The 14,327-nt window shown below is 64.2% G+C and carries 14 protein-coding genes and 3 tRNA genes; 15 read left to right on the top strand and 2 right to left on the bottom strand.

The window, feature by feature from the left end; all coding sequences use genetic code 11:
• The 8 genes from uvrC to galU all read left to right on the top strand — a co-directional run bounded on the left by uvrC (position 1) and on the right by galU (position 6,190).
• Positions 1–1,824: an excinuclease ABC subunit UvrC gene (uvrC, locus tag E8F12_RS28970; protein WP_280328655.1), complete on the top strand. Its 1,824-nt coding sequence runs from the start codon at positions 1–3 to the stop codon at positions 1,822–1,824.
• Between the two features lie 32 nt (positions 1,825–1,856).
• Complete coding sequence (pgsA, locus tag E8F12_RS28965) at positions 1,857–2,417, top strand: CDP-diacylglycerol--glycerol-3-phosphate 3-phosphatidyltransferase (RefSeq protein ID WP_280290695.1); 561 nt, start codon at positions 1,857–1,859, stop codon at positions 2,415–2,417.
• A 69-nt stretch (positions 2,418–2,486) separates the two neighbouring features.
• A tRNA-Gly gene (locus E8F12_RS28960) sits at positions 2,487–2,562 on the top strand.
• Positions 2,563–2,603: 41 nt separating this feature from the next.
• Positions 2,604–2,677, top strand: a tRNA-Cys gene (locus tag E8F12_RS28955).
• Positions 2,678–2,864: 187 nt separating this feature from the next.
• Positions 2,865–2,950: transfer RNA gene (locus E8F12_RS28950), tRNA-Leu, on the top strand.
• Positions 2,951–3,546: 596 nt separating this feature from the next.
• A complete protein-coding gene (locus E8F12_RS28945; RefSeq protein ID WP_280328654.1) occupies positions 3,547–3,831 on the top strand; it encodes a hypothetical protein in 285 nt (94 codons plus the stop codon).
• Positions 3,832–3,941: 110 nt separating this feature from the next.
• Positions 3,942–5,303, top strand: a complete 1,362-nt coding sequence (locus tag E8F12_RS28940; RefSeq protein ID WP_280328653.1) for a UDP-glucose/GDP-mannose dehydrogenase family protein — start codon at positions 3,942–3,944, stop codon at positions 5,301–5,303.
• Positions 5,304–5,350: 47 nt separating this feature from the next.
• Entirely contained in the window at positions 5,351–6,190 is an 840-nt protein-coding gene (galU, locus tag E8F12_RS28935; protein ID WP_280290693.1) for a UTP--glucose-1-phosphate uridylyltransferase GalU, read from the top strand.
• A gap of 118 nt (positions 6,191–6,308) precedes the next feature.
• Here the strand turns inward: galU and E8F12_RS28930 are convergent, their stop codons facing one another.
• Complete coding sequence (locus E8F12_RS28930; protein ID WP_280328652.1) at positions 6,309–6,731, bottom strand: VOC family protein; 423 nt, start codon at positions 6,729–6,731, stop codon at positions 6,309–6,311.
• A gap of 94 nt (positions 6,732–6,825) precedes the next feature.
• Between E8F12_RS28930 and gorA the strand changes: the two genes are divergently transcribed.
• The 7 genes from gorA to E8F12_RS28895 all read left to right on the top strand — a co-directional run bounded on the left by gorA (position 6,826) and on the right by E8F12_RS28895 (position 13,341).
• Positions 6,826–8,184 carry a glutathione-disulfide reductase gene (gorA, locus tag E8F12_RS28925; protein ID WP_280328651.1) on the top strand — a complete coding sequence of 453 codons (1,359 nt, stop codon included), beginning with the start codon at positions 6,826–6,828 and terminating at the stop codon, positions 8,182–8,184.
• A 7-nt stretch (positions 8,185–8,191) separates the two neighbouring features.
• Positions 8,192–8,815: a trimeric intracellular cation channel family protein gene (locus E8F12_RS28920; protein ID WP_280328650.1), complete on the top strand. Its 624-nt coding sequence runs from the start codon at positions 8,192–8,194 to the stop codon at positions 8,813–8,815.
• Between the two features lie 4 nt (positions 8,816–8,819).
• Positions 8,820–9,200: a VOC family protein gene (locus tag E8F12_RS28915; protein WP_280328649.1), complete on the top strand. Its 381-nt coding sequence runs from the start codon at positions 8,820–8,822 to the stop codon at positions 9,198–9,200.
• 90 nt (positions 9,201–9,290) lie between these two features.
• On the top strand, positions 9,291–10,097 hold the full coding sequence (locus tag E8F12_RS28910; RefSeq protein ID WP_280328648.1) for a dienelactone hydrolase family protein: 807 nt from the start codon (positions 9,291–9,293) through the stop codon (positions 10,095–10,097).
• Between the two features lie 47 nt (positions 10,098–10,144).
• Positions 10,145–11,536, top strand: a complete 1,392-nt coding sequence (locus E8F12_RS28905) for an aldehyde dehydrogenase family protein (RefSeq protein WP_280328647.1) — start codon at positions 10,145–10,147, stop codon at positions 11,534–11,536.
• A gap of 8 nt (positions 11,537–11,544) precedes the next feature.
• A complete protein-coding gene (locus E8F12_RS28900; protein WP_280328646.1) occupies positions 11,545–12,714 on the top strand; it encodes an iron-containing alcohol dehydrogenase in 1,170 nt (389 codons plus the stop codon).
• A 177-nt stretch (positions 12,715–12,891) separates the two neighbouring features.
• Positions 12,892–13,341, top strand: a complete 450-nt coding sequence (locus tag E8F12_RS28895) for a GFA family protein (protein WP_280328645.1) — start codon at positions 12,892–12,894, stop codon at positions 13,339–13,341.
• Between the two features lie 34 nt (positions 13,342–13,375).
• On the opposite strand, the gene E8F12_RS28890 is transcribed toward E8F12_RS28895, so the two are convergent.
• Positions 13,376–14,257 (bottom strand): LysR family transcriptional regulator, encoded by an 882-nt coding sequence (locus tag E8F12_RS28890; RefSeq protein ID WP_280328644.1) that lies wholly within the window; start codon positions 14,255–14,257, stop codon positions 13,376–13,378.
• Between the last annotated feature and the right edge of the window lie 70 nt (positions 14,258–14,327).

Here is a 14,327-nt window from a genome sequence, read left to right as displayed (position 1 = left end):
ATGTCCGACTCCTTCGATGCCAGTGCTTTCCTCGCCGCCTGCAGCGGGCGTCCGGGTGTTTACCGGATGCTCGATGCCGGCGGCAAACTGCTTTATGTAGGCAAGGCGAAGAACCTCAAGAAGCGTCTCGCCAGCTATTTCCGCAAAACCGGCCTGGCGCCCAAGACTGCCGCGTTGGTGGGCAAGATCGCCCAGGTCGAAACCACCATCACCGCCAACGAGACCGAGGCGCTGCTTCTGGAGCAGACGCTGATCAAGGAATGGCGGCCGCCCTACAACATCCTGTTGCGGGACGATAAGTCCTATCCCTATGTGCATCTCAGCGAGGGCGACTTCCCACGCCTGAGCATCCATCGTGGAGCCAAGAAGCAGAAGGGCCGTTACTTCGGCCCCTATCCCAGCGCGGGCGCCATCCGCGAAAGCCTCAATCTGCTGCAGAAGGCCTTCCTGGTCCGTCAGTGCGAGGACAGCTACTTCAAGAACCGCACCCGGCCTTGCCTGCAGTACCAGATCAAGCGCTGCAAGGGGCCCTGCGTTGGGCTGGTGGACCCTGCCGAATACGCCGCGGACGTACGCCACTCGGTGATGTTCCTCGAGGGGCGCAGCAATGCACTGACCCAGGAGCTCTCGACCGGCATGGAGGAGGCGGCGCAGCGTCTGGACTTCGAGCGTGCTGCCGAACTCCGCGACCAGATCGGCATCCTGCGCCGGGTCCAGGACCAGCAGAGCATGGAAGGCGGCACCGGCGATATCGATGTGGTCGCCGCCATTGCGACGCCGGGCGGCGCCTGTGTCCACCTGATCAGCGTGCGTGGCGGGCGTGTGCTGGGCAGCAAGAATTTCTTCCCGCAGGTGGCCATCGAGGAGGAGTCGGCCGACGTGCTGGTGGCCTTCATCGGCCAGTACTACCTGGGCAACCAGGAGCGCGATCTGCCCGGCGAACTGATCGTCAATACCACCCATGAAGACTTCCCCACGCTGATCGCAGCCCTGGCCGAATTGCGTGGCCGGGAGCTGGATATCAGCCATCGAGTGCGCGGCACCCGTGCTCGCTGGCAGCAGCTTGCGGTCACCAATGCCGAGCAGGCCCTGGCCGCGCGGCTGGCCAACCGGCAGCACACCGCCGCGCGCTTCGAAGCCCTGGCCGAAGCCCTGGGGCTGGACGAAGCGCCCCAGCGCCTCGAGTGCTACGACATCAGCCACTCCAGCGGCGAGGCCACGGTGGCCTCCTGCGTGGTGTTTGGGCCGGAAGGTCCGCTGAAGTCGGACTACCGCCGCTACAACATCGAAGGCGTCACCGCCGGCGACGACTACGCGGCCATGCACCAGGCGTTGTCGCGCCGTTTCAGCAAGCTGAAAGACGGGGAGGGCAAACTGCCCGATGTGCTCCTGGTGGACGGCGGCAAGGGCCAGCTGACCATGGCCCAGGAGGTCCTGCAGGAGCTGGCGGTTCCCGAGCTCATCCTTCTCGGTGTAGCCAAGGGAGTGACCCGTAAACCTGGTTTCGAAACCCTCTACCTGAACGACGCCGCCCACGAGTTCACCCTGCCGGCGGACTCTCCGGCTTTGCACCTGATCCAGCAGATCCGCGATGAAGCGCACCGCTTCGCCATTACCGGGCACCGCGCACGACGTGGCAAGGCGCGTCGCACCTCCAGCCTGGAGGAAGTGCCCGGAGTAGGGCCCAAGCGCCGCCGTGAGCTGCTCAAGCATTTTGGCGGACTACAGGAGCTGAGCCGTGCCAGCATCGAGGAGATCGCCAAGGCGCCCGGCATCAGCAAAAAGCTTGCTGAGTCGATTTATGCAGCCCTTCACAGCGAGTAGAATGCGGCCTTCCTTCAGAACCAGCCGTAACGATGAATATTCCAAACCTGCTCACCGTTCTGCGCGTACTGCTCATTCCCGTCTTCATCCTGCTGTTCTATCTGCCGTTCTCCTGGAGCTATCTGGCAGCCAGCGCAGTGTTCGCCATTGCCGCGGTCACCGACTGGTTCGACGGCTATCTGGCCCGGCGCTGGCAGCAGAGCACACCGTTCGGCGCCTTCCTCGACCCGGTGGCGGACAAGCTGATGGTGGCCGTGGCGCTGGTGCTGTTGGTGGAAGAGCATCACAACCTCTGGCTGACCCTGCCGGCGGCTACCATCATCGGTCGCGAAATAGTGGTGTCTGCGCTACGCGAATGGATGGCCGAGCTCGGTGCTCGCGCCCATGTCGCGGTATCCAACCTCGGCAAGTGGAAAACTGCGGCGCAGATGGTGGCGCTGGTCATCCTGCTGGCCAACCCTCCGCTGTTCACTTTCTGGGTGGCCATCGGCTATTTCCTGCTGATCCTGGCGGCAGCCCTGACACTGTGGTCGATGCTGCATTATCTGCTGGCGGCCTGGCCGCACCTCAGCACCGACCCGCAGGAAAAATAAAAGTTTTTTGAATCAAGGGGTTGACGAGCGTTTCTGTTCCTATAGAATGGCGCCCGTCACCAAGACAAAGCGGGAATAGCTCAGTTGGTAGAGCACGACCTTGCCAAGGTCGGGGTCGCGAGTTCGAGTCTCGTTTCCCGCTCCAGTTTCACGCGATGACGCCGCCGCCAGCGGCGTCTTCGTTTAGGCCGGATGGCAGAGTGGTCATGCAGCGGATTGCAAATCCGTGTACGCCGGTTCGATTCCGACTTCGGCCTCCATCTAAAAAGCCCCGTAGATCAAAAGTCTACGGGGCTTTTTTTGCCTGCGAGAAATGTGAGGTTGCGGCAGCGTTCTTTTGCTTCAAGTTCGCGGCCCGGATTCATTTGGCCACTGTTCTGCGCCTAAGTGATTGATTCGAAATTTTATTTGGGCTTAAATCAGCGCCCTGCACCAACCCCCCCTCCGGCCCGGATGGCGAAATCGGTATACGCAGAGCACTTAAAATGCTTCGACCTTCGGTCGTGCGGGTTCGAGTCCCGCTCCGGGCACCATTCAAAATCAAAGCGTTGCGCATCTTTCCTCCAATTGAACTGACCAGTGTCTTCAATTGCGGAGCAGGGTATCTCACGTTCAATTCCTGGCCTTGTCGCAGCTGGAAGAAAACAGTCTAAGAACGCCGGGCCGATTCGTGGGGGCATTGCTAATCTAAAAAATGGTAGGTGGATACGCAGACTGATGCGCAAGTGGATAGCGAGGAAACGTGGGGCGACGTTCCCAAGGGTACACGGTTAGAAAGATCTCCCCGATGAGATCCAGCCCTTACGCCGTGTGAAGCAGAAGAGGTGACATGCTTCTGTCAGATGCCCGAAAAACCTTGCAAGCCGGAAACCAGCGCCGGCCACCTACTACGAATTCCGGGCCCGCCATGTGCGGGCCCGTTCGTTTCAGGCGGCGATATCTGGGTTAAGCGCTTTTCTATATGATCGGCAGTTGCCAGGCTGTAGGAATCGGCTCGCGTGAGCGCAGAACCTTTCACGCCGCGAACGGACTAAGGCTGAAGTTGCGGTGTGCCCAGGTGGCGCATCCGTTGTGCAATTCGGCTAGCTTTAGAGGAACCTGAATGGATCAGGTGGAAGAGGGGATGCGAATGGAATCGAAAGAGCAGCAGTTGGTGCGGTTACTCAGCTTGACCACCCGGAGTCTCACGCACCTGACCGCTGCGATGAGTGAAATGTCCTTCGAGATGATGCGCAGCGACGACCCCGCCGTGAAGAGTGCGGGAGGGCGCATGATCGACCACCTGGCCGCCATAGGTGCTGGGCTCGACCAGCACTGGGAGCAACTGGCCGTCTACGGCGACATGCCTATCCCCTACGAGGGCAATGAAGCCCTGGTGGAATTGGAGCTCAAGGATCTCCCGCAGTATTCCTGAAAGCACGGCCCGATCGGGCCGTTCTTGTTTCTCGGTACTGTCATGCCAGTGTCACAGCCCTGCCATGGGGCTTGGATGGAATCCGCTTATCACAAGCGGAGGGTCTATCCATGCGGCTATGCGTGATCGGTGCGGGTTATGTGGGTCTGGTGACAGCGACCTGTTTCGCCGAGATGGGCAACCAGGTGGCTTGTGTCGAGCGCGACCCCTTCCGCCTGGCACGGCTGGCCCGCGGCCAAGCGCCCATCTACGAACCCGGTCTGGAAACCATGCTCCAGGCCCAGCTCGCCAGTGGTCAGTTGACCTTCACCGCGCGGATCGACGAGGGCGTAGACCAGGCCGATATCGTATTCATCGCAGTTGGCACCCCCAGTGGCGAAGATGGGGCCGCTGATCTTTCCCATGTGCTGGCGGTAGCCGATGAACTGGGCGCCAGCCTCAAGCGCGCCTGCCTGGTGGTGGACAAGTCGACCGTCCCGGTGGGCACGGCGGAACGGGTCGCCCAACTCATTCATGCAGGTCTGTCGGTCCGTGGCCTGGGTTTCAAGGTCCAGGTCGCGAGCAACCCCGAGTTCCTCAAAGAAGGGTCGGCGATCGACGACTTCATGCGCCCCGACCGCGTCATCATCGGATGCGACGATGCCGACGCGGCGGAACAACTGCGCCGCCTCTACGCTCCCTTCCTGCGTAACCACGAACGGCTGCTCAGCATGGGCGTGCGCGCGGCGGAATTCAGCAAGTACGCCGCCAACGCTTTCCTCGCCACCAAGATTTCCTTCATGAACGAAATGGCCGGCATCTGCGCGCGGCTTGGCGTGGATATCGAAGACGTGCGCCGCGGAGTCGGTAGCGACAAGCGCATCGGGACCCATTTCATCTACGCCGGTTGCGGCTATGGCGGCTCCTGTTTTCCCAAGGACGTCCGCGCGCTGATCCGTACCGCCGAACAGGAAGGCATGGAGCCCGGCATCCTGCGCGCCGTGGAGGCCCGCAACGCGCTGCAGAAGACCTTGCTGTTCCAGGCCCTGCGCGAGCACTTCAACGGCTTCCTGCAGGGCAGGGTGGTCGCACTCTGGGGGCTGGCGTTCAAACCGGGCACCGATGACCTGCGCGAAGCCCCCAGCCTGGTGCTGCTGGATGCCCTGCTGCAGGCCGGTGCGCGGGTCCAGGCTCATGACCCGGCGGCCAATGCCGGCGTCGCCGCGCGCTATCCCAAGGCGGTTGAAACGGGCCAGTTGCGCCTGCTGGATTCGCCCTACGCTGTCACCGAATGTGCCGATGCGTTGGTCCTGGTCACCGAGTGGAAGCAATTCCGTCAGCCGAACTTCGAGCGGATTCGTGGTCTTATGCGCATGCCCGTGGTTTTCGATGGACGCAATCTCTACGAGCCGGCGCAGCTGGCCGAAGCAGGGTTCCTGTACCGGGGCATAGGACGGCCCGCAAGCGGGCATTGTAAGGCGAGTGCCGCCTGATTAGACTGCGCGGCGATCCGCCCAAAACCCACCTCTCAAGGTTCGAAATGATCAAGAAATGCCTGTTCCCCGCCGCCGGTTACGGTACCCGCTTCCTGCCGGCCACCAAGGCGATGCCAAAGGAAATGCTGCCAGTGGTGAACAAGCCGCTCATCCAGTACGGTGTTGAAGAGGCCCTGGATGCCGGCCTCAGCGAAGTATCCATCGTGACCGGTCGCGGCAAGCGCGCGCTGGAGGACCACTTCGATATCAGCTACGAGCTGGAACACCAGATCAAGGGCACCGACAAGGAGAAATACCTGGTCGGTATCCGCCGCCTGATCGACGAGTGCAGCTTCTCCTACACCCGCCAGGTCGAGATGAAGGGCCTGGGTCACGCCATCCTCAGCGGCCGTCCGCTGATCGGCGACGAGCCTTTTGCCGTGGTGCTGGCGGACGACCTCTGCCTGAACCTGGAAGGCGACGGCGTCCTGACCCAGATGGTCAAGCTCTACAACCAGTTCCGCTGCTCCATCGTCGCCATCCAGGAAGTGCCGCCGGAAGAAACCTCGAAGTACGGCGTGATCGCCGGTGAGATGATCCGCGACGACATCTTCCGGGTGAACAGCATGGTGGAAAAACCCAAGCCCGAAGACGCGCCGTCCAATTTGGCAATCATCGGCCGCTACATCCTGACCCCGGACATCTTCCAGCTCATCGAGCAGACCGAGCCGGGCAAGGGCGGTGAAATCCAGATCACCGACGCGCTGATGAAGCAGGCCCAGGACGGCTGCGTGCTGGCCTACAAGTTCAAGGGCAAGCGCTTCGACTGCGGTGGCGCGGAAGGCTATATCGAAGCCACCAACTACTGCTTCGAGAACCTCTACAAGACCGGCAAGGCCTACTGATCGGGCCCCGCCAGTGGAAAGGCCGCCTTTGGGCGGCCTTTTTGTTTCCGCCGCCGGTGGTCTTCTGTAGAGGCGAATTCATTCGCCCCTACAGCGATAGCCTTCCCCTCGGCACGTCTCAGGGAATCGGCAGCGCCTCTGACCCTGGCCCCAGCGGCTGCCCATAGCTGAATTCCACATAGTTGCCCGCCGGATCACGCAGGCCGCAGTAGTAGCCCACCGGGTAGGGCTCGTCCCGCGGCGCCCAGACCAGGCAGCCTGCGGCTTCGGCCTGGGCGGCTATGGCGTCGACGCGTTCGCGGCTGTCCACGGCGAAGCCGAAGTGGCTGTAGTCGTCGGCGGCGAGGTTGCGGTCCTGGCCGCCGGGCATGATGACGAAGATGAACTGGTGCTCTTTGCCGGGCTCCGCCATCCAGACGATCTTCGAGCCCTTGCCCGCGCGTTCGTGGATCACGTGCATGCCGCAGAAGTCCGCGTAGAAACGGACGCAGGGCTCGAGCTCCGGTACATGCAGGGCCACATGGGTGAGGGTCGGACGCATGGGAATCTCCTTCTCGATGCCTCAAGGATAGGCCCGGCAACTGGCCAGAGACAGATCTTCCGGTATGCTGGCGGCTTGTTTCTGGAGACTTGCCATGGCTTACGATTTCGACCTCTTCGTCATAGGTGCCGGTTCCGGCGGTGTGCGTGCGGCGCGTTTCGCGGCCGGCTTCGGGGCCCGCGTTGCCATCGCCGAAAGCCGCTACCTGGGGGGCACCTGCGTCAACGTCGGCTGTGTGCCGAAAAAGCTGCTGGTCTACGGTGCGCACTTTTCCGATGACTTCGAACAGGCTGAAGGCTTCGGCTGGTCCCTGGGAGATGCCGGCTTCGACTGGTCGACCCTGATCGCCAACAAGAACCGCGAGATCCAGCGCCTCAACGGCATTTACCGCAACCTGCTGGTGAACAGCGGCGTCACCCTGCTGGAAGGCCACGCCAAGCTGATCGACCCGCACACCGTGGAAGTCGCCGGCCAGCGTTGCACGGCCAGGCACATCCTTATCGCCACCGGCGGTTGGCCGCAGATTCCCGACATCCCCGGCCGCGAGCACGCGATCAGCTCCAACGAAGCCTTCTTCCTCGAGCGCCTGCCCAAGCGCGTGCTGGTGGTGGGTGGCGGTTACATCGCCGTCGAGTTCGCTTCCATTTTTCATGGTCTGGGTGCCCAGACCACGCAACTTTATCGCCGCGAGCTGTTCCTGCGTGGTTTCGACGACGCCGTGCGCCACCACTTGCGCGACGAGTTGGGCAGGAAGGGCCTGAACCTGCAGTTCAATGCCGACATCGCCCGCATCGAGAAACAGGCCGACGGCAGCCTGTTGGCCACCCTCAAGGACGGCCGCCACCTGGAAACCGACTGTGTTTTCTACGCCACTGGCCGGCGCCCCATGCTCGACAACCTCGGCCTGGAGAACACCGGCGTCGAACTGGACGAGCGCGGCTTCATCAAGGTCGACGCCCAGTACCAGACCAGCGAGCCCTCCATCGTCGCCCTGGGCGACGTGATCGGCCGCGTGCAGCTCACCCCGGTGGCCCTGGCCGAAGGCATGGCCGTCGCCCGGCGCCTGTTCAAGCCCGAGGAGTATCGGCCGGTGGACTACGAGCACATTCCCACCGCCGTGTTCAGTCTGCCGAATATCGGCACCGTCGGACTCACCGAAGAGCAGGCGCGCGCCAAGGGCTGCAAGGTGAAGACCTTCGAAAGCCGCTTCCGGCCGATGAAGCTGACCCTTACCGAGAACCAGGAACGCACCCTGATGAAGCTGGTGGTGGATGCCGAAACTGACCGTGTCCTCGGCTGCCACATGGTCGGCCCGGAAGCGGGCGAGATAGTCCAGGGCCTGGCCGTGGCGCTCAAGGCGGGCGCGACCAAGCGCATCTTCGACGAAACCATTGGCGTGCATCCCACCGCCGCCGAAGAGTTCGTCACCATGCGTACTCCGGTAGGTGCCTGACCTGCAGATGGAGAAACTCTTCTACCTGTCCGACCTGTTCGGCGTTGCGGTCTTCGCCATCACCGGCGCGCTGATGGCCGGACGCAAGTCCATGGACCTGTTCGGCGTGCTGGTCATCGCCATCATCACCGCCCTGGGTGGCGGCACCCTGCGCGATGTGATCCTCGGCAACCACCCGGTGAGCTGGATCAGAGACGACACCTACATCCTGGTCGCCTCCCTGGCCACGGTGGGCACCGTGCTCTGGGTGCGCCTGACCCGGCCCATCAACGAAACCGGCTTGCTGCTGGCCGACGCCTTTGGCCTTGCCGTATTCACCGTCTACGGCACCCAGGTCGCCCTGCAGCATGAGCTGCAGCCGGGCACGGCGGTGATCATGGGCGTGATCACCGCCGTTGGCGGCGGGGTGCTGCGGGACATCATCTGTAACGAGGTGCCGCTGATCTTCCAGAAGGAAATCTACGCCATCGCCTGCATCGCCGGCTCCCTGGTCTTCATCGGCCTGCGCGAAGTGGCGGTGCCGGGCTGGCTGGGCACCTCGCTGGCCATGCTGGTGGTGCTGATGATCCGGCTGGCGGCCATTCACTGGAAGCTGTCGCTGCCGCGTTTCCACCTGCTCGACCGGGACTGACGCCATGCTCGAACGCCTTGACCACCTGGTGCTCACCGTTGCCGATATCCCCCGCACCCTGGACTTTTACCAGCGGGTGCTGGGAATGCGTCACGAAACCTTCGGCAACAGTCGCCACGCCCTGGCGTTCGGCCAGCAGAAGTTCAACCTGCACCAGGCCGGCAAGGAGTTCGAGCCCAAGGCCGCCCAGCCCATGCCCGGTGCCATCGACCTCTGCCTGATCACCCGCTGGCCCCTGGAGCGGGTGCTGGAGCACCTGGCGGAGCAGGGCGTCGAGGTGGAGGAGGGGCCGGTGATGCGCACCGGCGCCCTCGGGCCCATTGAGTCGGTCTATTTCCGTGACCCGGACGGCAACCTGATCGAAGTCAGTCGCTACTCCGACTAGGGCTATTCATTCCCGCCGCTGGCGAAATCCCGCAAACCCGCGACACTGGATGCAGTCGTTCTTCACCATTGCAGGTTGGAGGAATGCTCCATGTCCAGAATCGCTTTGCTGTGCGCGCTGTTTCTCGGCGCCGGCCTGGCCCAGGCCGAGATCAAGACCCGCGAAATCCCCTACAAGAGTCCGGACGGTACGTCCCTCATCGGCTACTACGCCTATGACGACGCCATCACCGGCAAGCGCCCCGGCGTGGTGGTGGTCCACGAATGGTGGGGCGTCAACGACTACGTCAAGCGCCGTGCCCGCGACCTCGCGGCTCTCGGCTACAGCGCCCTGGCCATCGACATGTACGGTGATGGCAAGAACACCGAGCATCCGGCCGACGCCCAGGCCTTCATGAAGAGCGCCACGGCCAGCGCCCCGGCCGCCAAGGCGCGCTTCCTCGCCGGCCTCGACCTGCTCAAGCAGCAGCCGCAGACCGACGGCTCGAAGCTGGCCGCCATCGGCTACTGCTTCGGCGGTAAGGTGGTGCTGGACATGGCCCGTGAGGGCGTGCCCCTGGCCGCCGTGGTCAGTTTCCACGGCCCATTGGCGACCGCCAGTCCGGCCACGCCCGGCAGCGTCAAGGCCAAGGTGCTGGTGGAGCATGGCGAGATTGACACCTTGGTGCCCTTGGCCGCGGTCAATGCCCTGAAAGAAGAGTTCGACAAGGCGGGCGCCGACTACCGGGTAGTCGTCCAGCCCAAGGCCAAGCACAGCTTCACCAACCCCGATGCCGACCGCCTCAGCCATGCCGGCCATGGCAGTGAGAAAGGGCCGGATCTCGGCTACAGCAAAGTGGCCGACGAGAACTCCTGGGCCGACATGCAAGCGCTGTTCAAGGAAACCCTCGGTCAGTAACGCCGTTGGCTAGGCTGATTCAGGCAGGCATCCAAGGGAGCTGTGCCATGAGCAAGCTGTTGCAGACAATCTCGCCCATCGATGGCTCCGTCTATGTGGAGCGCCCCTGGGCCTTGGCGGCGGAAGTCGCCGCTGCATTGGCGCGGGCCGAGTCCGCGCGCGGTGCCTGGAAAGGCACGCCGGTGTCCGAGCGCGTCGCCATCACCCGCCGTGCCATAAGCGCCTTCGCCGCCCGTGAGGCGCAATTGGCCGAAGAACTCTGCTGGATGATGGGCCGGCCGATTCGTTACGCGCCGGGAGAGGTTCGCGGCTTCATCGAGCGCGCGAGCTACATGGCCGATATCGCCGAAGAGGCGCTGGCCGATATCCACCTGCCGGACAAGCCCGGCTTCACCAGGCTGATTCGCCGCGAGCCCCTGGGCCTCGCCCTGGTCATCGCGCCCTGGAACTACCCCTACCTCACCGCGGTGAACGCCGTAGTGCCCGCCTTGCTGGCGGGCAATTGCGTGTTGCTCAAGCACTCCGCGCAGACCCCGCTGTGCGCCGAGCGCATGGTCGAAGCCTTCGCTGAGGCCGGCCTGCCTCCGGGGGTTCTCCAGTTTCTGCACCTCACCCACGACTACACCGAACGGCTGATCCAGGCACCCGAGGTCAGGCACGTCGCCTTCACCGGCTCCGTGGCCGGTGGCGCCATGGTCGAGCGCGCGGCAGCCGGGCGCTTCATCAGCTCCGGGTTGGAGCTGGGCGGCAAGGACCCGGCCTATGTACGCGCCGACGCCGACCTCGGCCATGCCGTGGAAACCGCCATCGACGGCGCCTTTTTCAACTCCGGCCAGTCGTGCTGCGGCATCGAGCGCATCTACGTGCATGCCGATCTCTTTGACGCCTTCGTCGAGCAGGCGGTGGCCCTGGTGGGGCAGTACCGCCTGGGCCGCTCGGACGACCCGGAAACCACCCTGGGGCCGCTGGTGCGCGCCGAGGCGGCGGAATTCGTTCGGGGGCAGATCAGCGAGGCGCTGGGGCAGGGCGCCCGAGCCCATCTGGACCCGGCCGCCTTCCCGCTGGACCGGCCCGGTAGTGCCTACCTGGCGCCCCAAGTGCTCACCAATGTCCATCACGGCATGCGGGTCATGAGCGAAGAGTCCTTCGGTCCAGTCGTGGGCATCCAGTTGGTGCACGATGACGCTGAGGCGTTGGCCCTGATGAATGACAGCCCCTACGGCCTGACCGCCGCCATCTTCAGCCAGGACGAAGCTGCCGCCCTGCAACTGGCCGACCGGGTGGAGGCCGGCACCGTTTTCCTCAATCGTTGCGACTACCTTGATCCGGCCTTGGCCTGGACCGGCGTCAAGCAGTCCGGACGCGGTTGCAGCCTGTCGCGGGTCGGCTTCGAGCACCTGACGCGGCCCAAGTCCTTCCACTTCAAGACCAGCCTGTGAGGCGCGCCATGGACCCGAGCCATTTCCGCATGAACTGGAACTACCCGACTTCGGTGCGCGTCGGCGTCGGCCGCATCGCCGAGCTGAGCGCGACCTGCCGCGAACTGGGCATGACAGCGCCGCTGCTGGTCACAGATCCCGGCCTGGCGGCATTGCCCATGATCGACGCCGCCCTGCGCCAGTGCCGCGACAGTGGGCTGAACGCCGGGTTGTTCCATCAGATCAAGGGCAACCCCACCGCGCCCAATGTCACGGACGGCGTGGCGGCCTTCAAGGCCGGTGGCCACGACGGCGTGATTGCCTTCGGCGGCGGCTCGGCCCTGGACGCCGGCAAGGCCATCGCCCTGATGGTGGGGCAGGACCGTCCGCTCTGGGACTTCGAAGACATCGGCGACAACGCTAGCCGGGTAAACGTGGCCGGCATGGCACCGGTGGTCGCGGTACCCACCACCGCCGGCACCGGCTCGGAAGTCGGACGCGCCGCGGTGATCACCGACGACCAGGCGCATATCAAGCGCATCATTTTCCACGCCAGGATGTTGCCTGCCATCGTGATCCTCGACCCGGAGCTCACCCTCGGCCTGCCGCCGAAGATCACAGCCGCCACTGGGATGGACGCGTTGTCCCACAGCCTGGAAGCTTATTGTTCGCCGCTGTATCACCCCATGGCCGAGGGCATCGCCCTGGAGGGTATGCGCCTGGTCAAGGACTACCTGCCGCGCGCCACCGCCAGGGGCAGCGATGTCGAGGCCCGTCTGCAGATGCTGGTGGCCTCCAGCATGGGCGCTACCGCCTTCCAGCGTGGCCTGGGCGCCATGCATGCGCTGGCCCACCCCCTCGGTGCTCTGTACGACGCCCACCATGGCCTGCTCAATGCGGTGCTGATGCCCTACGTCCTGCAGGCCAATCGCGCCCATATCGAAGGACCCATGGCGCGCCTGTCGCGCTACCTGGGCCTGCCGAAGGCTGGCGTCGCCGGGGTGCTGGACTGGGTGGTGCACTTGCGCAGCGAGCTGGACATCCCCCACAGCCTGGCCGAGATCGGCATAGACGATGCGCGTATCGAACAGGTCGGACGCATGGCAGAGGACGACCCCTCCGCAGGCACCAACCCGGTTCGCTACGACGCGGAGAGCTACAGCCGCATCTTCGAGAAGGCCCTGCGCGGACGGCTCTGAACTAATCTGATTTATGCAGCGGTGAGGTTCACCTGCTCCGTGCCCACGCGGGCCTTGGCCCGCTCCGGGGGCGATGCCCCCGGCGTTCTTCCAATACCCACGAACCAGGCCCTCGCCGGTGCACGCCGGTCGTGGTCCCGCACCGGCCTTGGCTTCAAACTCAATGGGAGAGTGGACATGACCGAGTCATTCAAGGCGGTCGGCGGCTGCCGCTGCGACCAGAACCCCGTGCGCTACGAGTACAGCGCCCGGCCAGCGGAATTGCACTACTGCCTGTGCACCGACTGCACCGATGTCTGCGGTGGCGCCCTGGCGATCATCGCTGTGGTGGACAGGAGCGCGTTCAAGATCACCGACAACGCCGACAAGCTCAAGTGCTTCCACTCCAAGGCCAGTTGCCACCGCTACTTCTGCTCAGAGTGCGGCTGCCACATGTATCTGCACGTGGACGGTTTCCCCGATTTCGAACTGGTGCACATCCCCACCCTGGACCGTGATTCCGATCCCGGCGGCAAACCGGACCGCTATGTGTTCGTGCGCTCCAAGCACCCGCTCCTGACCCTGCCGGACGATGGCCTGCCGCGCCACCAGGGCTGGGCCAATAGTGGTGAGCCGGTGGCGGCCTGATCGACATCACCCTGACGGACTGACCTGAGAGAGGCTATGGCGCTATCTGCTTCGCCAGGGTTTCGCGGAAGACCTCGAATGCCGCCGTCGAATAGCCCTGGCGCCAGACCAGCAGGGTTTCCACCCGCATCAGCGGGACCTGGCGGAGCAGGGGCGGTTGACGCAGCAGTGCCAGCACCGAGTGCGGCAGGATGCCGACGCAGGACCCTGCGGCCACGCACGCCAGGATGGCGTGGTAGGAGCCGACCTGCTGCACCCGGGGCGTGGGCCCGCCATCGGCGGACAACCAGCGTTCGGCGATCTGCCGGTAGCTGCAGCCTTCGGCGAAACCGGCCAGCCCGCGCACCTGCACATCAGCCGGCCTCTTGACCGGCGGGTGGTTGGCTGGCAGTACCAGGAGCAGTTCCTCCTCGAACACCGGCAGGGCCTCCAGCGCCATGCCAGCGGCTTCATCCCGCCACTGGTTCGCACCCCTTGGCCAGGCCACCAATGCGCAATCCAGGCGCCGCGCCAGCACGGCTTCCACCAGGGCCTGGCTGGTGCCGGTGCTCACTTCCAGCTCCACCTCCGGGCAGCGTCCGTGGAAGCTCGCCAGGGGGCCGGGCAGCCGGCTGGCCGCGGTGCTCTCCATGCTGCCCAGGCGCAGGCGACCGCTCGGTTGCTGCGGGTGCATGGCCTGGCGCGCCTCGTCCGCCAGGGCCAGCAACCGCTCGCTGTAGTCGAGGAAGGCCTGGCCACGGTCGGTGAGGGTCATGCGCTTGCCGTCGCGGAGAAAGAGTTGGGCGCCCAGTTCGTCCTCCAGGTGGCGAATCCGAGTGGTGACGTTCGATTGCGCGCGCTGCAGGCGCTGCGCTGCACGGGTCACGCTGTGTTCCAGAGCGACCGCGCGGAAGATCTCCAGGCTGGACAGATCCATGCTTGATAATCTCTCTATGAGAACGAATTGTTAAAAGTATTCTCGATTTAAGATAGATTAGCCAGGTCTT

Origin of the sequence: Pseudomonas sp. BN102, assembly GCF_029871245.1 — a bacterium.
Classification (GTDB): Bacteria; Pseudomonadota; Gammaproteobacteria; order Pseudomonadales; family Pseudomonadaceae; genus Metapseudomonas.
The sequence above is the reverse complement of the archived record's forward strand: the minus strand, read 5'-3'. Positions and strand labels throughout refer to the sequence as shown.